Here is a 23,650-nt window from a genome sequence, read left to right as displayed (position 1 = left end):
TGGTGCGGATCCCGCCTGGCTGTCGGCCAGCATCCTCGGCCTGCCGCGGGAGCTGCTTGCTATCCTAGTACAACGATTGAGTGACCGTTAAATGAAGCGGCAATAATGGCAGAATAATGGCGCTTGTTCGCAGGCGTCTACTGGCGCGCGGGTTGTCGGGTATGATGCAGCCCCGACATTTTCCACGAGGCCTGCCCCATGTCCCTGAGCGCTGAACAGATCGGCGAATTCCAAGCCTTCGCCGAGCAGCTGGCCGATGCCGCTGCGCTGGCGATCAAGCCGTACTTTCGCGCCAGCCTGGAGGTTGAGGACAAGGGCGGGCGCCTGTATGACCCGGTGACCGTGGCAGACAAGGCGGCCGAGGATGCCATGCGCGAGCTGATCCAGGCGCGCTACCCGGAGCACGGCATTCTCGGTGAGGAAGCCGGCGTGGCGGTAGGCAGCAGCCCGCTGACCTGGGTGCTCGACCCGATCGACGGCACCCGTGCGTTCATCACCGGCCTGCCGCTGTGGGGCACGTTGATCGCCCTGAACGACGGTACCCGCCCGGTAGTCGGCGTGATGAACCAGCCGTTCACTGGCGAACGCTTTGTCGGTACCCCGGCAGGCGCCTGGCGCAGCGGCACACCGTTGAAAACGCGTGCCTGCACCGACCTGGCTTCGGCCACGCTGATGTGTACCACGCCTGACATGTTCGACACCGCCCAGCGCAAGGCGGCGTTCGAGGCTGTGGCTGGCAAGGCGCGGCTGATGCGTTACGGTGGTGATTGCTATGCCTACTGCATGCTGGCTTCGGGCTTCGTCGATGTGATCGTCGAGGCCAGCCTGCAGCCGTATGACGTGCAGGCGCTGATGCCGATCATCGAAGGGGCGGGCGGGGTGATTACTGCGTGGGATGGCAGCAGTGCGCAGAATGGCGGCTGTGTGGTGGCCTGTGGCGACCCAGCGCTGCATGCACAGGTTGTGGAGATGTTGCGCCACGCCATGTGATTGATGGGTTGCCTGTACCGGCCTCTTCGCGGGTAAACCCGCTCCCACAGGTACACCACAGCGTCTGAATACTGTGCAGTCCCTGTGGGAGCGGGTTTACCCGCGAAGAGGCCAGTACAGGCGTCCAAAATCTGCAATCACCGCACTTTTTCTGATTTCCGGGCTCTATGTTTGGCCAGGCCGCGCCGACCCCCAGCGCGGCCGCCGATTCCGAACCGGTGCCGATGGTTGCAAGCAATTCCCGAATCCTCTCTAGCCTGCTGCTTGCGGGCACCCTCATGGCCCTGGCCGGCTGCAGTCAGCAGCAAGGCCACGACATCGTCAGCCAGTTTGGCAACGGCAAGCCCAGCGAGTTGTTCCAGACCAGCGTCGACCGCATGGCCACGCTGGCCATGCGCGACAACCTACAGAGCTTGTACTTGCTGATGAACAAGCTGTACCTGCGCAACCCCAACCAGTGGAAAATGTCCGGCTACCTGGACGCCGCCACGGCCGAGCGGCAGATCCGCATCGCCATCGAACAGCGCCAGCCTTTGCCGCAGCTGGGCAACCGCCGCGACCTTGCCGCCCTGAGTTATGCCCTGAGCCCGGAGTTCCGCGGCGACCGGGTCGGCGCCTTCATCTACGCCATCGGCAGCATGCTGATCACCGCGCACGGCGGGCGCACCGAGTTCTACATGACCGATACCATCGACCCCCTGTTCGTCAACAACGCGGCGCGCAATATCGAAAAGGCAACGTGGATGCTCAGCCAGCGGCAGGATTCCAACGGGGTGCTGTTGCTGTTCTCCAACGAGATTTCGGAGGAGGGCAGCAACCTGAGTTTCGCCGTGGAGTTCGGCAAGATCGTGGCGCGGCTGGACTTGCTGGCGGAGTTACTGGATGAGCGCTATCGGCGGATCGGGCTGAATTATGCGCAGAGCTTATTGTTGATGAACTTTCTGCCGGTGCAGTGACTTCAAAGCAATGCCTGAATGGCTCGTCTGTAACGTTGCCCCGCAAGGCTCATGCTGTTGTTGTGGGTTGCCCCCGGTATCAACAGCAGGGTCTTGGGCTGTTGCGCGGCATCGAACAGCGCCTGGCTGAAGCGCGGCGGCACGAATTGATCATCCAGCCCATGCACCAGCAGCACAGGCAGGCCGACATCCTTGATCTTGTCGAGCGAATCGAACTTCTGCGACATCAACCAGCGCACCGGCAGTGAGGTATTGGCAACAGCCGCTGCCGCATCGCCCAGCGATGTGAAGGTCGACTCCAGGATCAAGCCACGCGCCGGTGCGGCACTGCCATCCTTCCGCGCCTGGCCGGCCAGCTCGGCGGCCAGTTCGACAGCCACGGCGCCGCCGAGCGAATGGCCGAAGATCAGGCGCTTGCCGGGGTCAGGCTGCAACTGCGCGAAGCGCTCCCAGGCAATGCGCGCATCCTCGTAGACCGTGGCTTCGGAAGGCAGGCCGCCGCGGCTCTGGCCGAAACCGCGGTAGTCCACGGCCAGCACCGAATAGCCCATCGCATGCAGCTGCTCGATGCGGAACAGCTGGCCGGTGAGGTTCCAGCGCACGCCATGCAGGTAGAGGATGGCCGGTGCACCGGCGCGTTTGGCCGGCCACCACCAGGCATGCAGGCTCTGGTTGTCGGTGAAGCTGCGTGGGCGCAGGTCCAGTTCCTGCACGTCGTTGGGCAGGCCGTGGAACCAGCTGGCCTGGCCGGGCTCGATGCGAAACAGCAGCTCGCGCTCCTTGTGCTGCAGCATCGCGCAGCCAGCGGGCAGGCCGATGACCATCAGCGTGACGCACAACCAGGTGAGCCAGCGGCGGCGCAGGTGAGTGAGGAAGAGGGTAGACATGGCGGGTTTTTAACAGATGCGCGGGGGTTGATGTCGGAAAAGTTACCGAGCGGTGGGCCTGCTTGTTTGCAGGCTGTTTCTGGACGCTATCGCGCGTTACGCAGCTGCTCCAGCAACGGCTGAAACTCCTGCAGCAACCATTCGCGCAAACGCCGGCAACTGGAGTCGTGCTCCTTTTCCTCGTTGAAGGCCAGGAAATGGAAGGTGTCCTTGAGCACCAGTTCCTGTTCCACCGGCCGCACCAGCAGGCCCTGGGCCACCAGCGGGGCGATCAGGTGATGCCAACCCAGCGCCACGCCTTGATTGTTCAGCGCCAGTTGCACCAGCAGGTTGTAGTCGTTGGCATTGAAAAAGTGCGGCGCCGTGCTGGCGCGGCTCTTCAGGTCGACATCATGCAGCGCCAGCCAGACATTCCAGTCGACATGCTCCGCCACTTGCGAGCGGCCATAGGGGGTGAGGTTGAGCAGCGTGCCGTCGCGCAGGCCCTCCAGCGTGCGCAGCTCGGGGTGCGTGGCCAGGTACTGTGGCGTGCACACCGGGTAGATCACGTCATGGTTGAGCGGGTGCGAACTGTAGCCCGCCTGCACCTTGCCCAGCTTGGTAATGTAGATGTCCGGGCGCACCCCGGGCTCCATCGACAGGAAGTTCTGCGTGGTCACCAGGTTGATGTCGATGTCCGGGTGTTCGTCGAGGAACCTGGGCATGCGCGGCCCCATCCATAACGCGGCAAACGCTGGCGAGCAGCACAGGGTGACCACATGCCGGGTGTTGGTGTTGCTGCGGATGCGCTCGGCGGCCTGGGAGATGTTGACGAACGACAACTGCACCGCATCAAAGAAGATCGAACCGGCCACGGTCAGCTCCACCGCCCGGCCCACCCGGGTGAACAACTCGGCGCCCAGGTACGTTTCCAGCTCGCGGATCTGCCGGCTGACGGCGGCCTGGGTGACGCACAGGGCCTCGGCGGCACGGGTGAAGTTCTGGTACTTGGCGGCGGCGACGAAGACTTTCACGGCGCGCAACGACGGCATCTTGATCAGCGTCTGATCGGGTTCGGAGTGTCTGACCATGGTGGTGGAGGGCGGTCCTTCGTCTAGCCAAGTGAATCACTCTAGCGTGTAAAGGGGCCGTGGGTAAATGCAGCAGCGGTCTAGCACCGTGCTCGCAGGCCGATTGATAACTTCAGGTAATGGTTTGGGCGATACAAATGTCGTTGGACCAGCTCTGGATCAGGGCCTAACGTAAAACCCACACGGCGCGGCATTCGCGACAGCGATGTCGAATAATTTTGAAGCAGGACATTCTGCGTGCCGGTTTTGACTCACGTTCGAATTTGAACGGACTGCCAAGCGTACTCGCACTGATCTCTACCCGCCTTATTGAAAGTGCGATGTTCAAAGATTGGTTAATAAGCATAATAAAGAGGGTCGTATGAGCCATGCCGATGAGATTCTTTCGGTAAAAAACATCTTCAAGGTTTTCGGGCCCAACCCCGACATGGCCATGGAGATGCTCCGCAAGGGTGCCGACAAGAACGAAATCTTCAGCAAGACCGGCCACGTCGTCGGCGTGTTCGATGCAAGCTTTTCCGTCAAGCGTGGCGAGATCTTCGTCATCATGGGCCTGTCCGGTTCGGGCAAGTCGACCATGGTGCGGCTGTTCAACCGCCTGATCGAACCCACCTCCGGCAGCATCCACCTCAACGGCAAGGAAATCACCGGGCTCTCCGACAAAGCCCTGCTCGACGTGCGCCGCAAGGAAATGGGCATGGTGTTCCAGTCCTTCGCCCTGATGCCGCACATGAGCGTGCTGGAAAACACCGCCTTTGGCCTTGAAATCGCAGGTGTGCCCGAAGCCGAGCGCCACAGCCGTGCCCGGGAAGCGCTGAGCCAGGTGGGCCTGGCCGGCCACGAGCACAGCTACCCGCACCAGCTCTCCGGCGGCATGCAGCAGCGCGTGGGCCTGGCCCGGGCGCTGGCCAACGACCCGACGATCCTGCTGATGGACGAGGCATTTTCCGCCCTCGACCCGCTGATCCGCAGCGAGATGCAGGGCGAGCTGATGCGCCTGCAGGCCGAGCAGCAGCGCACCATCATCTTCATTTCCCACGACATCGAAGAAGCCATCCGCATCGGCCATCGCATCGCGATCATGGAAGGCGGGCGGGTGGTGCAGATCGGCACCCCGCAAGAGCTGATCAACCAGCCGGCGAACGATTACGTGCGTACCTTCTTCAAGAGCTTCGACAGCTCGCGGGTGCTCAAGGCCGGAGACCTGGCCAAGTTCGACCCGGCCGTGGTGTGCAAGGTCAATGGCAAGGCGCCGAGCTTCCAGGCCGGTGTGCCATTCGGCTATCTGGTCGATGATCGCGGGCAATTGCTCGGCGTGGTCGACACCGATGCCAACGGCGCCAGCGCCAGTGAACGCTACAGCCTGCACGAGCAGCAGCCGGTGTACACCGATACGCCACTGCACGAGGTACTGGGCATTGCGGCCGACCTGCCGTATCCGGTGCCGGTGCTCGACCGCCAGGGGGCCTTCAAGGGCACCGTGTCGAAAAACGAGCTGCTGCAGACCCTGAGCCGTCACTAAGTACAAGAAAGAGGTAAGCCCTCATGTCCGAATTCAGCCTTCTCGATCCGTTCCAGGCGGCCACCATCCCCCTGGGTGACTGGGTCACCGCAACCCTCAACTTCCTCGTGCACAACTTCCGCGAGGTGTTCCGCGCCATTCGCTGGCCGATCGACCAGGTGCTCAACGGCATCGAATTCACCTTGCAGAGCATCCCGCCAACCATCGGCATCATCCTCTCGTCGCTGCTCGGTTGGCAGCTGGCGGGCAAGCGCATGGCGCTGCTGTGCTTCGTCACCTTGACTCTGCTCGGCCTTATTGGCGTGTGGGCCGAGTCGATGACCACCCTGGCGCTGGTGCTGACCTCGGTGTTCTTCTGCGCGGTGATCGGCATCCCGCTGGGCATCGTCTGCGCCCGCAGCAACCGCCTGGAAAGCATCATCCGGCCCTTGCTCGACGCCATGCAGACCCTGCCGGCGTTCGTTTACCTGGTGCCGGTGGTGATGCTGTTCGGCATCGGTAACGTACCAGGTGTACTGGTGACCATCGTATTTGCGCTGCCGCCGCTGGTGCGCCTGACCAACCTCGGCATCCGCCAGGTCCCGGAAGACAAGATCGAAGCCGCCCGTGCCTTCGGCTGCACCCCGCGGCAGATGCTGACCCGCGTGCAGCTGCCGCTGGCCACCTCAACCATCATGGCCGGCCTCAACCAGACCCTGATGCTGTCGCTGTCGATGGTGGTGATCGCCTCGATGATCTCGGTGGGCGGCCTGGGCCAGATGGTGCTGCGCGGCATCGGCCGCCTGGACATGGGCCTGGCCACCGTCGGCGGCGTCGGCCTGGTGCTGCTGGCGATCTTCCTCGACCGCCTGACCCAGGCCATGGGCGCGCGCACCAGTGCCGACCCGAGCCTGCGCTGGTACCACACCGGGCCAGTGGGCGTGGTACTGCGCCTGTGCGGCGCGGCGCAACCGCAAGGGCGGCGCAAGACCGCCTGAGCTTTTCCCTGGATACATTCGATCTGCCGCACTTGAAGATAAAAATCAGAAGAAGGTAAGCGACGATGCACGAATCCAAGTTCTCCCGCAGCATCCTCAAATGCGCCACGGCGCTGACTCTGGTAACCGCCGCGCTGTGCGCCCATGCCTCGGCCGAAAAGCCGGGAGAAGGGGTCAAGGTCACCCCGATCTTCCCCTCCATCGCCGAAGAACGCTTCCGTGGCGAGGTCGCCATGGAGGGCCTGCGCGAACTGGGCTACAACGTGCAGGAGCCGAAGGAGACCGAGTACGGCGTGATGATGGTGGCGTTGGCCAACGGCGACGCCGACTTCACCGTGCACCTGTGGGAAAAGCTCCACGACAAGTTCTACCAGCAGGCCGGCGGTGATGATGTGATGGTCAAGACCGGCAACATTCTGCCGGGCGTCGCCCAAGGCTACCTGATCGACAAGAAGACCGCCGACCAATACAACATCAAGTACATCACCGACCTGAAGAAACCCGAGATCGCCAAGCTGTTCGACACCGACGGCGACGGCAAGGCCGACATGACCGGCTGCAACCCGGGCTGGGGCTGCGAGCTGGTGATCGCCCACCACATGAAGGCCTACGACCTGGGCAAGACCGTCACCGTCAACCAGGGTTCGTACTTCGCGCTGATGGCCGACACCATCACCCGCTACAAGGAAGGCAAGCCGATCCTGTACTTCACCTGGGTGCCGCAGTGGATCGCCAGCGTGCTGGTCGAGGGCAAGGACGTGGTCTGGCTGGAAGTGCCGAAAACCGACCTGCCAGACGGCAACAATGACGTCGATACCATGTACCACGGCAAGAACCTCGGCTTTGCCATCGACAAGGTGGTGGCGGTGCTGAACAAAGACTTTGCCAAGAAGAACCCGGCCGCAGAGAAGTTCCTGTCGCTGGTGCAGATCAGCACCGATGACGAGAGCAACCAGAACCTGAAGATGCAGAAGGGCGAGAAGAAGCCAGCCGACATCACCCGCCATGCCAAGGAGTGGGTCGAAGCGCACCGTCAGCAGTTCGACCAGTGGCTACAGGCCTCCCGCGCTGCGGCTACCCAGGCCAGCAAGTAATCCTGTTCCATCAATGTTGACCCCATCGCGGGACGAGCCCGCTCCTACAAAAATCGTGTAGGAGCGGGCTTGTCCCGCGATGGGGTCACCTAGATTTTCCGCCGTTGAGTCACCGCCATGAGCCATTTCGAAAGCATCCTCAAGAACGCCAACCTGGCCCACCTCGACCCCGCCGGCCGCACCACTTTGGGCCTGCCATGCCGCCGCGTGGCCTTCGTCCTGCGCGAGCACTTCTCGATGATGGCCTTTACCGCCGCCATGGACAGCCTGGTCACCGCCAACCTGATGAGCGCCACGCCGCTGTTCGACATCCAGGTGGTGGGCGAGGGCGCGCAGGTGATGAGTGACCTTGGCATCGCGCTGCCAGTAAACACCGCGCTTGCCGAGCTGGATGTGCAGGGGCTCGACTGTCTGCTGGTTTGCGGAGGATTCCGCGTACGCCTGGAAGCATCGGCGCTGCTGCGAAGCAAGTTGCGCCAGGCCGACCACCTGGGTTGCCAGCTCGGCGGGTTGTGGAATGGCGCCTACTTCTTGGCGGAAGCCGGGCTGCTCAACGACCATGACTGCGCTTTCCACCCGGATGGCCGGGCGATGATGAGCGAGTTGTTCCCCAAGGTCCGCGTCAGCCGCCAGGCACACATGCTCGACAGCCGGCGGATGAGCTGCGCCGGGGCCAGCAGTGCGCTGGACATGATGCTGGCCATGCTCGAGTTCAAGGGCGGCGAGGGCCTGCGCCGGGCGGTGGAGCAGATGCTCGCCTGTGACCGTTCGCGGATGTTGAGCGACGTGCCTTCAACTGCGCCGGAAGTCGACCCTAGCCTGCCGCGTGGGGTAAGACTGGCACTGGAGCTGATGCACGCGAATATTGAAGATCCAATCGGTATTGATGAAATTGCCGAGCATGCGGGCTTGTCGCGTCGCCACCTGGAGCGCCTGTTCCGCCGCCATGTACAGGCCACGCCGCCGCGCTATTACCTGGAGCTGCGCCTGACTCACGCGCGGCAGTTGCTGCAGCACACCAGCAAGTCGCTGACCGAGGTAGCAGTGGCCAGCGGGTTTGTGAGTTTTCCGCATTTCTACCGGCGCTTTCGCGAGTTGTTCGCTATTGCCCCAAGGCAGTTCCGCGCACGTAGCCAGGGTTGGGCAGGCCGGCAGGAAGTCGCGGTTCACTGATGTTGTGATGTTGCCTGTACTGGCCTCTTCGCGGGCATGCCCGCTCCCACAGGAATAGCGTCAGCTTCAGGCTTGCGCGGTCCCTGTGGGAGCGGGCGTGCCCGCGAAGAGGCCAGTACAGGCAACACAAATTCCCAAACCTGTTCGATTATCGCCCGTCATCCACCAGTTCTCTGTCCGCTATTCGCCCGCCCAATCCGAACATCTCATTGCCCAACCCCCGCCTTTTTGCTTAGTGTGTCGCTTACGCGCCAGTGGTCAGCTGCCCCCGGAACCTTGACCCTGGCCCGATAGAATGACCGTAAACGACCGCAACCACGGGCTCAGGGCCAGTAGGAAGCGGCGCCCAGAACAATAACGATGCCGAGTGCCTAGCCTATGGAAAGCCGCCTGCTGAGCGAGCGCAGTAGCGTGTTCCATCACGCCGACCCCTATGCGGTGTCCGACTACGTCAACCAGCACGTCGGCCAGCACTGCATCGGCCTGTCGCGTACCACACACCCACAGGCCAGCCTGAGCCACCGCAAGCTCGCCGAACTCGACCTGTGCCGCATCAGCTACGGCGGCAGCGTACGGGTTACTTCGCCGGCGCTGGAAACCATCTACCACCTGCAAGTGCTGCTCAACGGCAACTGCCTGTGGCGCGGGCACCAGCGCGAGCACCACCTGGTGCCGGGCGAACTGCTGCTGATCAACCCGGATGACCCGGTCGACCTGACCTATTCCGAAGACTGCGAGAAATTCATCCTCAAGGTGCCGACCCGCCTGCTCGACACCATCTGCGACGAGCAGCGCTGGCAACGGCCGGACGGTGGCGTGCGCTTCCTGCGCAACCACTACCGGCTAGAGGAGCTCGATGGCTTCGTCAACCTGCTGGCCATGGTCTGCCACGAAGCCGAGGTCAGTGATTCGTTGCCGCGGGTGCAGGGGCACTACAGCCAGATCGTTGCCAGCAAACTGATGACCCTGATGAGCACCAACATCCGCCGCGAAAGTTTGGGCACGCCCGGTGCGAGCCTGGAGCGGATCCTCGATTACATCGAGCGCAACCTCAAGCTGGAGCTGACCGCAGAGGCACTGGCGGAGCAGGCTTGCATGAGCCTGCGTTCGCTGTATGCGCTGTTCGATCGCCAGCTGGGCACCACGCCCAAGCAGTACGTGCGCCAGCGCAAGCTTGAGCGGGTGCATGCGTGCCTGAGCGATGGCAGCTGCGCGGTGCGCAGCGTGACCGAGCTGGCCATGGATTACGGCTTCCTGCACCTCGGGCGGTTCTCCGAAGTGTATCGCCAGCGGTTTGGCGAGCTGCCTTCAGAAACCTTCAGGCAGCGCCCTGTAGGAGCGGCCTTGTGTCGCGAAAGGGGCGCGTAGCGCCCCCAGAGTTACACGCTATAATGCTTGAGCTCTCGTGCGATCAGCATGCGCTGGATCTCGCTCGACCCCTCGTAGATCTGGGTAATACGCGCATCGCGGTAGTAGCGCTCGACCGGGTAGTCCTCCAGATAGCCATACCCGCCGTGCACCTGGATCGCCATCGAGCACACCCGCTCGGCCATTTCCGAGGCGAACAGCTTGGCCTGCGAAGCCTCCGACAGGCATGGCTTGCCTGCCGTGCGCAGCCGCGCGGCGTGCAGGATCAGCAACCGCGCAGCATTCACCTGCACCTGCATGTCGGCCAGCAGGTTGGCGATGCTCTGGTGCTCGTTGATCGGCTTGCCGAACTGGATGCGGTCACGCGAGTACACCAGCGCCGCCTCGAACGCCGCACGGGCGATGCCCAGGGCCTGGGCGGCAATGCCGATGCGGCCGCCTTCGAGGTTGGACAGGGCGATGGCCAGGCCCTTGCCACGCTCGCCGAGGATGTTGGCCGCCGGAATGCGGCAGTTGTCGAAGGTCACCGCGCAAGTGTCGGAGGCGCGGATGCCCATCTTGTGTTCGCTGCGGTCAACCTTGAAGCCCGGGTTGTCGGTGGGCACCAGGAAGGCCGACAGGCCCTTCTTGCCCAGCTCCGGATCGGTGACGGCGAAGACGATGGCCAGCCCGGCACGGCGGGCGTTGCTGACGAACTGTTTGGACCCATTGATGACCCATTCGCCATTGACCAGCTCGGCGCGGGTGCGCAGGTTGTGCGCTTCAGAGCCTGCCTGTGGCTCGGTCAGGCAGAAGCAGCCGATCACCTCGCCAGTGGCCAGGCGCGGCAACCAGGCCTGTTGTTGCTCGGGCGTGCCGTAAGCGAGCAGGGGGCCGCAGCCAACCGAGTTATGGATGCTCATCATCGCGCCGGTGGCGCCGCAGCCGGCGGCGATTTCCTCGACCGCCAGGGCGTAGGCCACGTAGTCGGTGTAGCTGCCGCCGAACTCTTCGGGCACGACCATACCGAGCAGGCCCAGCTCGCCCATCTTGCGCACCACGCCATCGTCGATCCAGCCGGCCTTTTCCCAGGCCTGGGCATGGGGGGCGATCTCGCCACGGGCGAAATCCCGGGCCATGTCGCGGATCATGATCTGTTCTTCGCTCAGTTCCAGGTCTTGCATCTGTGTACTCCCGGGCTCACAGGCCTTCGAAGAATTGGTCGACCCGCTGGCGCGACAGCCCAGCCAGGGTCGGCGGGTTCCAGCGCGGCTGCTTGTCCTTGTCGATGACCAGGGCGCGCACGCCCTCGATGATGTCGCCGTACTGGAACCACTGGCGGTCGATGTGCAGCTCCATGGCGAAGCAGTCTTCCAGCGCCAGGTGGCGACCGCGGCGCAGCATCTCCAGGGTAACCGCCATGGCCAGCGGTGAGCGGCTTTCCAGCTGTTCGGCTGTCGCCAACGCCCATGGGTGGCTGTCGCCGATGCGCACGGCGCGCAGTTGCTCGATGATCGCCGCCAGGTCGGGCTGGGCGAAGAAGTGGTCGATGACCGGGCGCAGCTTTTCCAGCGGCGCATCGTCCAGCACCTGGCTGCCAAGCCTGGCCAGCAGGTTCTGCAGGTCCTTGAGCGGGTGGTCGCCGAAACGAAGCGTATCCAGGCCTTCATCCAGTGCGGCAAGCTTGTCGCTGGCCAGGTACCAGTCGGCCAGCCCGCAGTACAGGGCGTCGGCGGCCTGGATCTGGGCGCCGCTGACGCCCAGGTAGGTGCCCAGTTCGCCCGGGATGCGCGAGAGGAAGTAGCTGCCGCCGACGTCCGGGAAGTAACCGATGCCAACCTCGGGCATGCCCAGGCGGCTGCGTTCGGTGACGATGCGCAGGTCACAGCCCTGGGCCAGGCCCATGCCGCCACCAAGGGTAAAGCCGTCCATCAGCACCAGCACCGGCTTGCGGTAGCGGTGGATGGCCAGGTCCAGGGCGTATTCCTCGACGAAGAAGTCCTCGTGCAGGGTTTCGCCGGCCTTGTAGCTGTCGTGCAACGAGCGGATGTCGCCGCCTGCACAGAAGCCTTTGGGGCCTTCGCCGCGAAGTACCACGGCCTGCACCTGCGGGTCTTCGGCCCATTGGTCGAAGTGCTGGCGCAGGCTGCGCACCATGTCCAGGGTCAGGGCATTGAGGCCGGCAGGGCGGTTGAGGGTGAGGTGGCCAATCTGGTTGCGGACCTCGGCCAGTACATGAGCCGTTGCCGAGGTATGAGCGTGCGCGGTCATCGCGTTCTCCTTGCTTTGTTATTGATTTTCCAAGTGAAGTCTGGAGTGCGCTGGAGGATCGCTGGATCCTGGCATGCGAATTTATCTTACGCAATGGACAAATCTGCAGGGGGATCGTGCGTTTATGCCTTGAGTTGTTCCTGGCTTGGGCGCTGCAGCGCCTGTGAGATCGAGCGCCGCCCGCGCGGCGCTCGATCTCAAAACCGATGCATGACCATCGCCATACACCTTCAACCCCATTCATTACCCTGACCGTAACGATCAACCCTCCTGCTTGATTGATCCCCTAATCCTGCTCGCCCTACTGTGCCCCCACGACAGCGAACCCGTGGAGTCACCCAATGACCATAACGAAGAATCCACCGCCGCAATGGTCCAGGCGACGCGCCGAGAAGCAGCGCCGCCTGGACCGCGTCCGTCACCTGGCCGACGGTGTGGTGCTGCCCACCGAGCGGATCATCGAAGCCCTCGAACTGCTGATCGCCCCTGGCGACCGGGTGGTGCTCGAAGGTAACAACCAGAAGCAGGCCGACTTCCTTTCGCGCTCGCTGGCCAAGGCCGACCCTGAACGCCTGCACGATCTGCACATGATCATGCCCAGCGTCAGTCGCGCCGAGCACTTGGACCTGTTCGAGCGCGGTATCGCCCGCAAGCTCGATTTCTCCTTCGCCGGCCCGCAGAGCCTGCGTATCGGCCAACTGCTCGAAGATGGCCTGCTGGAAGTCGGTGCCATCCACACCTACATCGAGTTGTACTCGCGGCTGCTGGTCGACCTGATCCCCAATGTCACGCTGGTCGCCGGCTTCATGGCCGATCGCGACGGCAACCTGTACACCGGCCCCAGCACCGAAGACACCCCGGCGCTGGTCGAGCCTGCCGCCTTCAGCGACGGCCTGGTGATCGCCCAGGTCAACCAGCTGGTGGACCGCGTCGACGACCTGCCACGGGTGGACATTCCAGCGTCCTGGGTCGACTTCGTGGTAGTCGCCGACCAGCCGTTCTACATCGAACCGCTGTTCACCCGCGACCCACGCCATATCAAGCCGGTGCACGTGCTGATGGCGATGATGGCGATTCGTGGCATCTACGAGAAACACCAGGTGCAGTCGCTGAACCACGGCATCGGCTTCAACACCGCCGCCATCGAGCTGATCCTGCCCACCTACGGTGAGTCGCTGGGCCTCAAAGGCAAGATCTGCCGCAACTGGACGCTCAACCCGCACCCGACCCTGATCCCGGCCATTGAGACCGGCTGGGTCGAGAGCGTGCACTGCTTTGGCACCGAGCTGGGCATGGAGGACTACATCGCCCAGCGCCCGGATGTGTTCTTCACTGGCCGCGATGGCTCGCTGCGTTCCAATCGCATGATGTGCCAGCTGGCCGGGCAGTACGCAGTCGACCTGTTCATCGGCGCCACCTTGCAGGTCGATGGCGACGGCCATTCCTCGACCGTCACCCGTGGCCGCTTGGCGGGCTTCGGTGGGGCGCCGAACATGGGCCACGACCCCCGCGGCCGGCGCCATGCGACCCCGGCCTGGCTCGACATGACCGTGCCCGAGACGATGCTTGAACGTGGCCGCAAGCTGGTGGTGCAGATGGTCGAGACCTACCAGGAAGGGGGCAAACCCACCTTTGTCGAAACCCTCGACGCGGTGGAGGTGGCGAAGAAAGCCGGCATGCCCCTGGCACCGGTGATGATCTACGGCGACGACGTCACCCACCTGCTGACCGAAGAAGGCATCGCCTACCTGTACAAGGCGCGCAGCCTCGAGGAGCGCCAGCAGATGATCGCCGCCGTGGCCGGGGTCACTGCCATCGGCCTGCGCCACGACCCCAAGGACACCTTGCGTTTGCGCCAGCAAGGCTTGATCGCCTTGCCCGAAGACCTCGGCATCCGCCGCACCGACGCCAGCCGCGAGCTGCTCGCCGCGCGCAGCATCGCCGACCTGGTGGAGTGGTCCGGCGGCCTCTACAACCCACCTGCACGGTTCAGGAGCTGGTAAATGACCGCATACGCGATCCCTGTAGGAGCGGCTTCAGCCGCGAAGAGGCCAGCCCAGCAAGCTCAGCTTTCCCTGTCTGAGCGCTTGGCCGATCTGGCCACCGAGGCCCTGATCGACGAAGCCGACCTGTCCCCCAAACCCGGCCTGGTCGACCGCCGCAGCAGCGGCGCCCACACCGACATGAGCCTGGCCCTGATGCACGCCTCGGCGCTGGCCCTGTGGCCTTGCCTGCGGCAGATGGCCGAAGCCGCGCAGGCCCATGGCGAGATCGGCCGGCCGTTGCGCGCCGAACTGGGCCGCATTGGGCGCGAAGGCGAACAAGCCATGCTGGCCACCACGGGCGGCATCAACACGCATCGTGGCGCGATCTGGGCCCTGGGCCTGCTGGTGGCCGCGCAAGCGCTCGATGCCAAGGCCGATCCCCTGACAGTTGCCGCCCGTGCCGGCCGCATCGCCCTGATCGACGACCCGGCAGCCCCTGTTCAGGAAAGTCACGGTACCCAGGTGCGCCACCGCTACGGCGCCAGCGGTGCCCGCGAACAGGCCCAGCAAGGTTTCCCGGCCGTGCTCGAACACGGCCTGCCTCAACTGCGCCGCAGCCGCGCCAGCGGTGCCAGCGAAAGCCACGCCCGGCTGGATGCCTTGCTGGCGATCATGGCCGCGCTCAGCGACACCTGCGTGCTCTGGCGCGCCGGCCCACAAGGCCTGCAAACCCTCCAGGCTGGCGCTCGTGCGGTGCTGGAAGCGGGTGGCTGTGCCAGCCTCGATGGCCGCCGTCAGCTGCGCCTGCTGGACGCACAACTGCTGCAACTGAATGCCTCACCGGGTGGCGCCGCCGATCTGTTGGCCGCCTGCCTGTTCCTCGACAAAGCCGGGAGCCTGTGAAATGGAAACCCTGAACTTTCAATTCCCCGCCGCCGAGACGGGCCGTGGCCGCACCTTGGTCGGCTGCGTCAGTTCCGGCGACCTGGAAGTGCTGATCGAGCCTGGCAGCGCCGGGTGCCTGGAGATCCAGGTGGTCACCTCGGTCAACGGCAGCAGTGCACGCTGGCATCAGCTGTTCCAGCGCCTGTTCGATGGCCGCAGGCTGCCTGCCGTGAAGATCGACATCCACGACTTCGGCGCCACTCCCGGCGTGGTGCGCCTGCGCCTGGAGCAAGGTTTCGAGGAGATTGCCCATGACTGACATCGCCCGTTTGCTGCAAAGCCGCAGCTTCGTTGAACTGGGCGCCCGCCAGCGCGCCCGCGCCTTGCTCGATGCTGGCAGTTTCCGTGAACTGCTCGGCCCGTTCGACCGCCTGATGTCGCCATGGCTGCCACGTCAGGGCATCGTGCCCCAGGCCGACGACGGCGTGGTCATCGCCAAGGGCCTGCTCAATGGCCGCAATACGGTAATCGCCGCCATCGAAGGCGCGTTCCAGGGCGGCAGCATGGGCGAGGTCGGCGGTGCCAAGATCGCTGGCGCCTTGGAGCTGGCCATCGAGGACAACCGCAACGGCATTCCCACTTGCGCCGTGCTGTTGCTGGAGACCGGTGGCGTGCGCCTGCAAGAGGCCAACCTCGGCCTGGCGGCGATTGCCGAGATCCAGGCGGCAATCGTCGAGCTGCGCACCCATCAACCGGTGATCGGCCTGATCGCAGGCTCGGTCGGTTGCTTCGGTGGCATGTCCATCGCGGCCGGCCTGTGCAGCCACCTGTTGGTCACCCGCGAAGCCCGCCTGGGCCTCAACGGTCCGCAAGTGATCGAGCAGGAGGCCGGTATCGCCGAGTACGACGCCAAGGACCGCCCGTTCATCTGGAGCCTGACCGGAGGCGAACAGCGTCACGCCAGTGCGCTGGTGGACGCCTATGTGGCGGACGACGTCGACAGCATCCGCCAGCACTTGCTGCAACTGCTGGACACGCCATCGGCCAACCGCGCCAGCCGCCACGCCTGGTACCTGGAGCGCCTGGCCAGCCTGGGCACCGACTGCCCGCAACTGGACGCCGCTGCCGTGCGCGCCCTCTATCAAGGAGATGCCCCATGAACCGTGCCCTGAACTGGCTGCCGGGCCTGGCCGGTGGCGAAGCGCTGTCGGGCTATCCCGCGTCTCTGCGGGTGATCGATGGCGAACTGGACAACCGCCTGGCGCGCTTCATTGCCGTGGTACCCGACGCGCAAAACCCGTTCCCACGGGCGCGTGCCGGTGAAGTCGGCCTGCTCGAAGGCTGGGGCCTTGCCAAGGCGGTGAGCGAGGCGGTCGAACTGGACCGCGAAGGCGAGAAACGGGCCATCGTCGCGGTCATCGATGTTCCGAGCCAGGCCTATGGCCGTCGCGAGGAAGCCCTGGGCATTCACCAGGCACTGGCCGCCGCCGTGCAGGCTTACGCCCAGGCGCGCCTGGCGGGGCACCCGGTGATTGGCCTGCTGGTCGGCAAGGCCATGTCCGGCGCCTTCCTGGCCCATGGTTACCAGGCGCAGAGGCTGATCGCCCTGGATGACAGCGGGGTGATGGTGCATGCCATGGGCAAGGCGGCCGCCGCGCGGATCACCCTGCGCAGCGTTGAACAACTGGAGGCGTTGGCCGCCGAGGTGCCACCGATGGCCTATGACCTCGCCAGTTACGCCTCGCTGGGTTTGCTCTGGCGACGTTTGCAGGTCGAGAGCGCCGATACGCCGAGTGTCACCGACATTGCCCAGGTACGCGCCTGCCTGGCCGAGGCTGTGCGAGATATCGGCCATTCGACTGACCTCAAGTCACGCCTGGACGGTGAACACCGCAGCGCCTCCCGCGACGTGCGTGCCCGCCTGCGCAGCCAGTGGCAGGAGGCCTGAGATGAGCCTGCTGCAGCCACATGACCTGCTCTGGGGCATGCCCCCGGCCGACCTGCCTGCCGATGCGCCTGCCTGGGCTGTTCAGGCATTGGCAGCCGGGCAGCCGGTGGTAGTGCGGCGTGCCGCCTGTGCCAGCGGCTGGGTGGCAGTGGGCGTGCGCGGGCAGGGGCGTGAGCAGCGCCTGGGTGTGCAGATGCGCGTGCGCGATATCCAGCGGCAGCTAAGCCCCGAGGCATTGCGCGGGGCGGGGCAGAGCCCCTGGCCAGCCTTGCGGGCGCTGGTGTCGGTGGCACCCGTGCTCGATGCCTGCGGGTTGGTTTGGGGGCCGACGGGAGGCGTCGGTTACCAGTTGGCCACTGGTTGCAATGTCGTGCACGGTGCCAGTGACCTCGACTTGCTGGTGCGTACGCCGCAGTTCATGGCCCGGGCCAAGGCGCGCGAGTTGCTGGATATTCTCGATTGCGGCCCGTGCCGTATCGATGTGCAACTTGAGACGCCAGCCGGTGCCGTGGCCCTGCGCGAGTGGGCTGGCCTGGCACGCCGGGTGTTGCTGAAGTCCGCCCAGGGTGCACGCCTTGTCGCCGACCCGTGGAATGCGCTGGAGTGTGCAGCGTGAGCAGCCTGTTCGCCTTCCCTGGCCAGGGCGCGCAACAGGCAGGCATGCTGCAGCGCCTGCCCGAGGGCGCCACGCTGCTACTGAAAGAGGCCAGTGATGCGCTGGGTGAACAGGTTGCTGCGCTCGACAGCAACCAGGCGTTGCAGTCGACCCGTGCCGTGCAGCTGTGTCTGCTGCTGGCCGGGGTGGCCTGGGCGCGCTGGCTGCTGCAGCGCAGCCCGGCACCGGACTATGTGGCCGGCCTGTCCATCGGTGCTTATCCCGCTGCCGTAGCGGCCGGCGCACTGCAGTTCGTCGATGCGGTGCGCCTGGTGGCCTTGCGTGGCGAGCTGATGCAGCGGGCCTACCCACAGGCCTACGGCATGACGGCCCTCAGCGGCCTCGACTTGAGCAGTGTCGAACGCTTGCTGGAAGAGGTGGGCGGCGAGGTGTACCTGGCCAACCTCAACAGCGATAACCAGATCGTCATCGCCGGCAGCGACACCGCCATGGCCGAGGTCGCCGCCAGGGCACGTGGCCGCGGCCAGGGCGTGGCCCGGCGCCTGGCGGTGAGCGTGCCGTCCCACTGCGCGTTACTCGACGGCCCGGCTGCCGAGCTGGCGGCTGCGTTCGCCAGCGTCGAGCTGCGGCGCCCGAGCATTACCTACCTGAGTGGCAGCAGTGCGCGGCCGATCTTCGATCCACAGCGCCTGCGCGATGACCTGGCCGGCAACATGGCCCGGCTGGTCGACTGGCGTGCTACGTTGCGCAACGCCTATGAACGCGGCGTGCGCCTGCACCTGGAAATGCCGCCAGGCAGCGTGCTCAGCGGCCTGGCCCGCCCGGTGTTCGAACAGGGCAGGGTGGTTGCCCTCGAAGCCACCCGCTGGGACACCGTCGACGCGCTGTTGCGCCAGGAGGTGGCCGACAACCGATGACGGCGCTGTAACTCGAAGAACAACAACAAGCAACTTCGACTCAAGCTGAGGACAACAACAATGATCATCTATGGTGTGGCTCTGCTGGCGGTATGCACGCTGGCCGGCGTTATCGTCGGCGACTTCCTGGGCGTGCTGCTGGGCGTCAAATCCAATGTGGGCGGGGTCGGCATCGCCATGATCCTGCTGATCTGCGCACGGCTGTACATGCACCGCAAAGGCGGCATGAGCAAGGAGTGCGAGTTCGGCGTCGGCTTCTGGGGCGCCATGTACATCCCGGTGGTGGTGGCCATGGCCGCCCAGCAGAACGTGGTCACCGCCCTGCACGGCGGGCCGGTGGCACTGCTGGCGGCGATCGGTGCGGTGCTGGTGTGCGGGCTGACCATCGCGGTGATCAGCCGCAGCCATCGCGGCGAACCCTTGCCGGCGCCTGATACGCCTGAGGTTGCCAATGCGCAGGCCGCCCCTGCGGGAGGGCGTTGATCATGTGGCCGATCATTGACAATGCCCTGGAACACAACGGCCTGATCACTGCCTTTGCGGTGGTCGGCGGGATCATGTGGTTGTCGGTATTGCTGTCGAAGTACCTGACCTTTGGCCGGGTGCACGGCTCGGCGATCGCCATCGTCATCGGCCTGGTGCTGGCCTGGGTTGGTGGTACCGTGACCGGTGGGCAGAAGGGCCTGGCGGATATGGCGCTGTTCTCCGGTATCGGCTTGATGGGCGGTGCCATGCTGCGCGACTTTGCCATCGTCGCCACGGCCTTCGAAGTGCAGGCCACCGAGGCGCGCAAGGCCGGGATGATTGGTGCGGTATCGCTGCTGCTGGGCACGGTGCTGCCGTTCATCGTCGGTTGCGCGGTGGCCTATGCCTTTGGTTACCGGGATGCAGTGAGCATGACCACCATTGGCGCCGGGGCGGTGACCTATATCGTCGGGCCAGTGACCGGGGCTGCGTTGGGGGCGAGTTCGGATGTGGTGGCGCTGTCGATTGCCACCGGGTTGATCAAGGCGATCCTGGTGATGGTGTTCACGCCGGTTTCGGCGCGGTTGCTGGCGTTGGACAATCCGCGTTCGGCGATGGTGTTTGGTGGGTTGGCGGGGACGGTGTCAGGTGTGACTGCCGGGCTGGCGGCTACCGATCGGCGATTGGTGCCCTATGGGGCGCTGACTGCGACCTTCCATACCGGGTTGGGGTGTCTGATGGGGCCTTCGATTCTGTACTTCTGTGTCAGAGGGTTGGTGGGCTGAAATCCTGGGGCCGCTGTGCGGCCCTTTCGCGACACAAGGCCGCTCCTACAAGGGAACGCGATCGCCTGTAGGAGCGGCCTTGTGTCGCGAAAGGGCTGCACAGCAGCCCCAGAAGGCCAGCTCAATTCTCCCGGCTGTACATCCTGCATTCAGCCAACAAAGCCAGCAAATTCGGCTCCCGCTCCCGAGCCTTCAAAAAGACCACCCCGATATGCTGCTGCAACCGATACCGCGCCTGCAGCGGTATCAGCTTCACGCGGTTCTCGTACACCGCTGCGATCCTCCCCGGTAGCAGCGCGAACCCAACACCCGAACTGACCATGCTCAGCAAGGTGAAGATGTCGTTCACCTGCATCGCCACCTTCGGCTCGAACCCGGCCTGCTGGAACACTCGCGCACCGTCGCGGTGGGTGGCGAAGCCCTGGGTCAGGGTGATGAATGTGGAGTCGGCGAGGTCCGCCAGGTCGACCTCCTGCTGCTCGGCAAAGGGCGAGTCGGTCGGCACAGCGAGGAAGATGTCGTCGGAGAACAGCGGCAGTTGCTCGCAGGCCGGGTCCGCCACGCTTTCGTCCAGTGACACCAAAATCGCTTCCAGCTCATGGTTTTTCAGGCGTTGCAGCAGGTCGACGTTCGAGCCCAGGGTCAGGTCAATGTTCAGTTCGCTGCGCCGCAGCTTCAGGCCCATCACCAGCTTCGGCACGGTCTTTACCGTCAGCGAATACAGCGCGCCAAGGCGGAAGCGTTCGGCATAGAAACCGGCGGCCTCGCGGGTCTGGCGCACCATTTGCTCGGCGTCCTGGATCAGTTGGCGGGCTTTCTTTTCCAGCACGTAGGCACTTTCCAGCGGTATCAGCTGGCGGCCTTCATGTTTGAACAGCGGGCAGCGCAGGGCGCTTTCCAGGGAGTGGATGGCGCGGTGCACGCTGACTGCGCTGGTGGACAGCTCGGCGGCGGCGCGGCCGAGGTTGCCGCTGCGCATGAAGGCGAGGAAGGTCTCGAGCTTTTTCAGGGTCAGTTCTTCGTCGATCAGCATGCACAGGGGCCCGCAGGAAGGGAGCCGCTGATCATGCCACAGCCGCATGCCTCATGGCGGTGTCAGGTTGCTCGGCAGCAAGCGCGCCCGGCGCAGTTGCGCAAGGTTGCGCGACCCGGTACAGAAGCAGGCGATACGCAACTGGCGCAGAAGAATCTCGAAATGTTCCACCACGGCCTGGGTGGAGATCATCGCCGCACTCAGTACATGGGCTGCCTGGCCAACCAGGTCGGCACCGAGGCGAATGGCCTTGGCAGCATCGACGCCGTTGGCCACGCCGCCGGAGGCGATCAGGCCGATTTCCGGCACGGCGCGGCGCACCGCCAGCAGGCACTGCGCGGTCGGGATGCCCCAGTCGGCAAACGCCAGGGCGACCTCGCGTTCGGCGGCGCTGCCGGCGCGCTCGGCTTCCACCGCTGCCCAGCTGGTGCCGCCGGCTCCGGCGACATCGACCATGGCTACGCCCGCGTCACACAGCATGCGCGCCACGCTGGCTGAAACGCCTGCGCCGACTTCCTTGGCGATCACCGGCGTCGGCAGTTGGGAAGTCAGAGCTTCGATGCGTTTGAGTACGCCGCGCCAGTCACGGTCGCCTTCAGGCTGTACGGCTTCCTGCAGGGGGTTCAGGTGGATGATCAGGGCATTGGCCTGCAGGGTGTCGATTGCGCGGCGCGCCAGGTCCAAGCCGTCGGCCTCTCGCAGCTGGGCGGCGCCGAGGTTGGCCAGTAGCGGCACATCCGGTGCCAGGCGTCGGAGTTCGTCGGTCAGGCCTTGGTCCTGGTCGCTACGCAGGCTTACTCGTTGCGAGCCGACGCCCATGGCTATGCCCAGCGCCTGGGCGGCTTCGGCGAGGTGCTGGTTAATGAAGCGTGCGCGTTCGGCGCCACCGGTCATGGAACTGATCAGCAGTGGGGCACGCAGGGCACAGCCGAACAGCTCGGTGCTCAGGTCGACGTCGTCCAGGGCCATTTCGGGCAATGCGCAGTGCTCGAAGCGCAGTGCCGACCAGCCGGGGTCTACGCCGTGCGCGGTGGCGGCGGCGGTCAGCACGATATCCAGGTGATCGTCCTTGCGTTGGCTTAGCGGGCTTTTTTTCATGCCGGCTCCGTTTCGAAGGGGCAGCTGGGATGCAAAATATAGATAAGCTGAAAATTGGCACAACATCAGGCATTGGCGTGTGCCACCGGTTCCTTTCAATGGATGCTTGGTTTGTGATTGTGTGAGGGCTGGCAGGTGATCGCCGGTAGTCTTGCAGCGTCCATGAGATCGAGCGCCGCGCGGGCGGCGCTCGATCGGACAGGCGCCGCGAGGTTTTCGGCGGGCACCAGTTGACCACCCGCCACCCCCCGCGTAGCCTTGCGTCTTCGAGGTTCTTCGGCCCTGCCGAAGCTAAGACGGGAACGCGGTACAAGCCGCGGCTGCCCCCGCAACTGTAAGCACCGACAACGGATCGACACAGCCACTGCGCCGCGCGCGGGAAGGCGTCATCCCGCCAGCTTCTTGCCTGTAAAGAACTGGAACGGTGCAAGCCAGGAGACCTGCCTCGAGCCGAATTCGACTTTCAACCGGGCGGGGTGATCCGGTGGCGAACAAGCCCGGCCGGCCTGGCCTGCGGCTTTCGTCCCGTGTGCCCGCGCCAACCTGCCAAGGGCAACGCGACATGAAAACACTGGCCAAGCTCCCCGTCACCATCGTTACCGGCTTCCTCGGCTCGGGCAAGACCACCTTGCTCCGCCACATGCTCGACAATGCCCAGGGCCGCCGCATCGCGGTCATCGTCAACGAATTCGGCGAGCTTGGCATCGACGGCGAAATCCTCAAGCAATGCAGCATCGGTTGCACCGAGGAAGAAGCCAGCGGCCGCGTCTATGAACTGGCCAACGGCTGCCTGTGCTGCACCGTCCAGGAGGAGTTCTTCCCGGTGATGCGCGAACTGGTCGCACGCCGCGGCGACCTCGATCACATCCTCATCGAAACCAGCGGCCTGGCATTGCCCAAGCCCCTGGTGCAAGCCTTCCAGTGGCCGGAAATCCGCAACGCCTGCACTGTTGATGCGGTGATCACCGTGGTCGACAGCCCGGCCGTGGCCGCTGGCACCTTCGCCGCCTATCCAGACCAGGTCGACGCGCAGCGCAAGCTGGACCCCAACCTGGACCATGAATCGCCGCTGCACGAACTGTTCGCCGACCAACTGGCCAGCGCCGACCTGGTGGTCCTGAACAAGGCCGACCTGATCGACGCCGAAGGCCTGGCCAAGGTCCGTGCCGAAGTGGCCGGGGAGCTGCCACCGGCGGTCAAAGTGATCGAGGCCAGCAGCGGCCGGCTACCGCTGGAAGTACTGCTGGGCTTGGGCGCGGAGTCCGAAGCGCACATCGATGGCCGTCGCACCCATCACGATTCCCACCATGACGGCGATGATCACGACGATCACGACCATGACGCTTTCGACTCGATCTCCATCGACCTGCCCGAAGCCGACGAAAGCCTGCTGCTCGATGCACTGACCCAGCTGGTGGTGGAGTTCGGCATCCTGCGCGCCAAAGGTTTCGCGGCCATCCCCGGCAAACCGATGCGCCTGCTGGTGCAGGGCGTGGGTACCCGTTTTGACAAGCACTTCGACCGTGCCTGGCGCGCCGACGAGCCACGCATTACCCGCCTGGTGCTGATTGGCCAGGACCTCGATGCCGCACAACTGGAAGCGCGCCTGCGCCAGGCCCTGGGCGCCTGAC

23 protein-coding genes and 1 riboswitch are annotated in these 23,650 nt (G+C 64.8%); of the genes, 17 read left to right on the top strand and 6 right to left on the bottom strand.

Features of this window, described 5'->3' with window-relative positions; genetic code table 11:
- Nucleotides 1–198 precede the first annotated feature (198 nt).
- Nucleotides 199–990, top strand: coding sequence for a histidinol-phosphatase (gene hisN, locus ACLEJU_RS20080; protein ID WP_435425515.1), 792 nt, complete (start codon nt 199–201; stop codon nt 988–990).
- A gap of 224 nt (nt 991–1,214) precedes the next feature.
- Nucleotides 1,215–1,946 carry a hypothetical protein gene (locus ACLEJU_RS20075; RefSeq protein ID WP_435425514.1) on the top strand — a complete coding sequence of 244 codons (732 nt, stop codon included), beginning with the start codon at nt 1,215–1,217 and terminating at the stop codon, nt 1,944–1,946.
- A 2-nt stretch (nt 1,947–1,948) separates the two neighbouring features.
- Here the strand turns inward: ACLEJU_RS20075 and ACLEJU_RS20070 are convergent, their stop codons facing one another.
- Together ACLEJU_RS20070 and ACLEJU_RS20065 are read right to left on the bottom strand one after the other, a co-directional pair.
- On the bottom strand, nt 1,949–2,833 hold the full coding sequence (locus ACLEJU_RS20070) for an alpha/beta hydrolase (protein WP_435425513.1): 885 nt from the start codon (nt 2,831–2,833) through the stop codon (nt 1,949–1,951).
- A gap of 86 nt (nt 2,834–2,919) precedes the next feature.
- On the bottom strand, nt 2,920–3,903 hold the full coding sequence (locus ACLEJU_RS20065) for a LysR substrate-binding domain-containing protein (RefSeq protein ID WP_435425512.1): 984 nt from the start codon (nt 3,901–3,903) through the stop codon (nt 2,920–2,922).
- A gap of 361 nt (nt 3,904–4,264) precedes the next feature.
- Here ACLEJU_RS20065 and ACLEJU_RS20060 point away from each other — a divergent pair, with 361 nt between their 5' ends.
- The 5 genes from ACLEJU_RS20060 (at nt 4,265) to ACLEJU_RS20040 (ending at nt 10,037) form a co-directional block, all read left to right on the top strand.
- On the top strand, nt 4,265–5,425 hold the full coding sequence (locus tag ACLEJU_RS20060; protein WP_110639811.1) for a quaternary amine ABC transporter ATP-binding protein: 1,161 nt from the start codon (nt 4,265–4,267) through the stop codon (nt 5,423–5,425).
- 23 nt (nt 5,426–5,448) lie between these two features.
- Entirely contained in the window at nt 5,449–6,402 is a 954-nt protein-coding gene (proW, locus tag ACLEJU_RS20055; RefSeq protein WP_435425511.1) for a glycine betaine/L-proline ABC transporter permease ProW, read from the top strand.
- A gap of 65 nt (nt 6,403–6,467) precedes the next feature.
- Entirely contained in the window at nt 6,468–7,496 is a 1,029-nt protein-coding gene (gene proX, locus ACLEJU_RS20050; RefSeq protein ID WP_435425510.1) for a glycine betaine/L-proline ABC transporter substrate-binding protein ProX, read from the top strand.
- Between the two features lie 117 nt (nt 7,497–7,613).
- A complete protein-coding gene (locus tag ACLEJU_RS20045) occupies nt 7,614–8,669 on the top strand; it encodes a GlxA family transcriptional regulator (RefSeq protein ID WP_435425509.1) in 1,056 nt (351 codons plus the stop codon).
- Between the two features lie 378 nt (nt 8,670–9,047).
- Nucleotides 9,048–10,037, top strand: a complete 990-nt coding sequence (locus ACLEJU_RS20040; protein WP_435423715.1) for an AraC family transcriptional regulator — start codon at nt 9,048–9,050, stop codon at nt 10,035–10,037.
- Nucleotides 10,038–10,048: 11 nt separating this feature from the next.
- On the opposite strand, the gene ACLEJU_RS20035 is transcribed toward ACLEJU_RS20040, so the two are convergent.
- Both ACLEJU_RS20035 and ACLEJU_RS20030 read right to left on the bottom strand, forming a co-directional pair.
- A complete protein-coding gene (locus tag ACLEJU_RS20035) occupies nt 10,049–11,200 on the bottom strand; it encodes an acyl-CoA dehydrogenase family protein (RefSeq protein ID WP_435423714.1) in 1,152 nt (383 codons plus the stop codon).
- A 16-nt stretch (nt 11,201–11,216) separates the two neighbouring features.
- Entirely contained in the window at nt 11,217–12,287 is a 1,071-nt protein-coding gene (locus tag ACLEJU_RS20030; protein WP_435423713.1) for an enoyl-CoA hydratase/isomerase family protein, read from the bottom strand.
- A gap of 341 nt (nt 12,288–12,628) precedes the next feature.
- On the opposite strand from ACLEJU_RS20030, the gene mdcA reads away from it, so the two are divergent.
- The 9 genes from mdcA to madM are packed head-to-tail and all read left to right on the top strand — an operon-like array spanning nt 12,629 to nt 19,888.
- Nucleotides 12,629–14,290 (top strand): malonate decarboxylase subunit alpha, encoded by a 1,662-nt coding sequence (gene mdcA / locus ACLEJU_RS20025; protein ID WP_435423712.1) that lies wholly within the window; start codon nt 12,629–12,631, stop codon nt 14,288–14,290.
- Nucleotides 14,291–15,175: a triphosphoribosyl-dephospho-CoA synthase gene (locus ACLEJU_RS20020; protein ID WP_435423711.1), complete on the top strand. Its 885-nt coding sequence runs from the start codon at nt 14,291–14,293 to the stop codon at nt 15,173–15,175.
- Nucleotide 15,176: 1 nt separating this feature from the next.
- A complete protein-coding gene (locus ACLEJU_RS20015; protein ID WP_435423710.1) occupies nt 15,177–15,476 on the top strand; it encodes a malonate decarboxylase subunit delta in 300 nt (99 codons plus the stop codon).
- Nucleotides 15,469–16,317 carry a biotin-independent malonate decarboxylase subunit beta gene (locus tag ACLEJU_RS20010; protein ID WP_435423709.1) on the top strand — a complete coding sequence of 283 codons (849 nt, stop codon included), beginning with the start codon at nt 15,469–15,471 and terminating at the stop codon, nt 16,315–16,317. The genes ACLEJU_RS20015 and ACLEJU_RS20010 overlap by 8 nt, the downstream gene beginning before the upstream one ends.
- On the top strand, nt 16,314–17,105 hold the full coding sequence (mdcE, locus tag ACLEJU_RS20005; RefSeq protein WP_435423708.1) for a biotin-independent malonate decarboxylase subunit gamma: 792 nt from the start codon (nt 16,314–16,316) through the stop codon (nt 17,103–17,105). Before ACLEJU_RS20010 ends, mdcE begins: the two co-directional genes overlap by 4 nt.
- Nucleotide 17,106: 1 nt before the next feature.
- Nucleotides 17,107–17,721, top strand: coding sequence for a malonate decarboxylase holo-ACP synthase (locus ACLEJU_RS20000; protein ID WP_435423707.1), 615 nt, complete (start codon nt 17,107–17,109; stop codon nt 17,719–17,721).
- Nucleotides 17,718–18,638: a malonate decarboxylase subunit epsilon gene (gene mdcH, locus ACLEJU_RS19995; protein WP_435423706.1), complete on the top strand. Its 921-nt coding sequence runs from the start codon at nt 17,718–17,720 to the stop codon at nt 18,636–18,638. The genes ACLEJU_RS20000 and mdcH overlap by 4 nt, the downstream gene beginning before the upstream one ends.
- A gap of 60 nt (nt 18,639–18,698) precedes the next feature.
- On the top strand, nt 18,699–19,121 hold the full coding sequence (gene madL, locus ACLEJU_RS19990) for a malonate transporter subunit MadL (RefSeq protein ID WP_435423705.1): 423 nt from the start codon (nt 18,699–18,701) through the stop codon (nt 19,119–19,121).
- Nucleotides 19,122–19,123: 2 nt separating this feature from the next.
- A complete protein-coding gene (madM, locus tag ACLEJU_RS19985; protein ID WP_435423704.1) occupies nt 19,124–19,888 on the top strand; it encodes a malonate transporter subunit MadM in 765 nt (254 codons plus the stop codon).
- A gap of 121 nt (nt 19,889–20,009) precedes the next feature.
- Here the strand turns inward: madM and ACLEJU_RS19980 are convergent, their stop codons facing one another.
- Nucleotides 20,010–20,921, bottom strand: coding sequence for a LysR family transcriptional regulator (locus tag ACLEJU_RS19980; protein ID WP_435423703.1), 912 nt, complete (start codon nt 20,919–20,921; stop codon nt 20,010–20,012).
- Between the two features lie 51 nt (nt 20,922–20,972).
- Nucleotides 20,973–22,019, bottom strand: a complete 1,047-nt coding sequence (fni, locus tag ACLEJU_RS19975) for a type 2 isopentenyl-diphosphate Delta-isomerase (RefSeq protein WP_435423702.1) — start codon at nt 22,017–22,019, stop codon at nt 20,973–20,975.
- 251 nt (nt 22,020–22,270) lie between these two features.
- A riboswitch (cobalamin riboswitch) is annotated at nt 22,271–22,481 on the top strand.
- Between the two features lie 100 nt (nt 22,482–22,581).
- On the opposite strand from fni, the gene cobW reads away from it, so the two are divergent.
- Complete coding sequence (gene cobW / locus ACLEJU_RS19970; RefSeq protein ID WP_435423701.1) at nt 22,582–23,649, top strand: cobalamin biosynthesis protein CobW; 1,068 nt, start codon at nt 22,582–22,584, stop codon at nt 23,647–23,649.
- The last annotated feature ends 1 nt before the right edge of the window (nt 23,650 follow it).

The organism is Pseudomonas sp. SMN11 (assembly GCF_052041945.1).
Taxonomy (GTDB): domain Bacteria; phylum Pseudomonadota; class Gammaproteobacteria; order Pseudomonadales; family Pseudomonadaceae; genus Aquipseudomonas.
This window is presented reverse-complemented; position numbering and strand designations above follow the sequence as displayed.

Excerpts from the sequence above, each read along its gene's own strand:
- hisN (WP_435425515.1), top strand. The coding sequence starts at position 199 with ATGTCCCTGAGCGCTGAACAGATCGGCGAATTCCAAGCCTTCGCCGAG.
- ACLEJU_RS20075 (WP_435425514.1), top strand. The coding sequence starts at position 1,215 with ATGGTTGCAAGCAATTCCCGAATCCTCTCTAGCCTGCTGCTTGCGGGC.
- ACLEJU_RS20070 (WP_435425513.1), bottom strand. The coding sequence starts at position 2,833 with ATGTCTACCCTCTTCCTCACTCACCTGCGCCGCCGCTGGCTCACCTGG.
- ACLEJU_RS20065 (WP_435425512.1), bottom strand. The coding sequence starts at position 3,903 with ATGGTCAGACACTCCGAACCCGATCAGACGCTGATCAAGATGCCGTCG.
- ACLEJU_RS20060 (WP_110639811.1), top strand. The coding sequence starts at position 4,265 with ATGAGCCATGCCGATGAGATTCTTTCGGTAAAAAACATCTTCAAGGTT.
- proW (WP_435425511.1), top strand. The coding sequence starts at position 5,449 with ATGTCCGAATTCAGCCTTCTCGATCCGTTCCAGGCGGCCACCATCCCC.
- proX (WP_435425510.1), top strand. The coding sequence starts at position 6,468 with ATGCACGAATCCAAGTTCTCCCGCAGCATCCTCAAATGCGCCACGGCG.
- ACLEJU_RS20045 (WP_435425509.1), top strand. The coding sequence starts at position 7,614 with ATGAGCCATTTCGAAAGCATCCTCAAGAACGCCAACCTGGCCCACCTC.
- ACLEJU_RS20040 (WP_435423715.1), top strand. The coding sequence starts at position 9,048 with ATGGAAAGCCGCCTGCTGAGCGAGCGCAGTAGCGTGTTCCATCACGCC.
- ACLEJU_RS20035 (WP_435423714.1), bottom strand. The coding sequence starts at position 11,200 with ATGCAAGACCTGGAACTGAGCGAAGAACAGATCATGATCCGCGACATG.
- ACLEJU_RS20030 (WP_435423713.1), bottom strand. The coding sequence starts at position 12,287 with ATGACCGCGCACGCTCATACCTCGGCAACGGCTCATGTACTGGCCGAG.
- mdcA (WP_435423712.1), top strand. The coding sequence starts at position 12,629 with ATGACCATAACGAAGAATCCACCGCCGCAATGGTCCAGGCGACGCGCC.
- ACLEJU_RS20020 (WP_435423711.1), top strand. The coding sequence starts at position 14,291 with ATGACCGCATACGCGATCCCTGTAGGAGCGGCTTCAGCCGCGAAGAGG.
- ACLEJU_RS20015 (WP_435423710.1), top strand. The coding sequence starts at position 15,177 with ATGGAAACCCTGAACTTTCAATTCCCCGCCGCCGAGACGGGCCGTGGC.
- ACLEJU_RS20010 (WP_435423709.1), top strand. The coding sequence starts at position 15,469 with ATGACTGACATCGCCCGTTTGCTGCAAAGCCGCAGCTTCGTTGAACTG.
- mdcE (WP_435423708.1), top strand. The coding sequence starts at position 16,314 with ATGAACCGTGCCCTGAACTGGCTGCCGGGCCTGGCCGGTGGCGAAGCG.
- ACLEJU_RS20000 (WP_435423707.1), top strand. The coding sequence starts at position 17,107 with ATGAGCCTGCTGCAGCCACATGACCTGCTCTGGGGCATGCCCCCGGCC.
- madL (WP_435423705.1), top strand. The coding sequence starts at position 18,699 with ATGATCATCTATGGTGTGGCTCTGCTGGCGGTATGCACGCTGGCCGGC.
- madM (WP_435423704.1), top strand. The coding sequence starts at position 19,124 with ATGTGGCCGATCATTGACAATGCCCTGGAACACAACGGCCTGATCACT.
- ACLEJU_RS19980 (WP_435423703.1), bottom strand. The coding sequence starts at position 20,921 with ATGCTGATCGACGAAGAACTGACCCTGAAAAAGCTCGAGACCTTCCTC.
- fni (WP_435423702.1), bottom strand. The coding sequence starts at position 22,019 with ATGAAAAAAAGCCCGCTAAGCCAACGCAAGGACGATCACCTGGATATC.
- cobW (WP_435423701.1), top strand. The coding sequence starts at position 22,582 with ATGAAAACACTGGCCAAGCTCCCCGTCACCATCGTTACCGGCTTCCTC.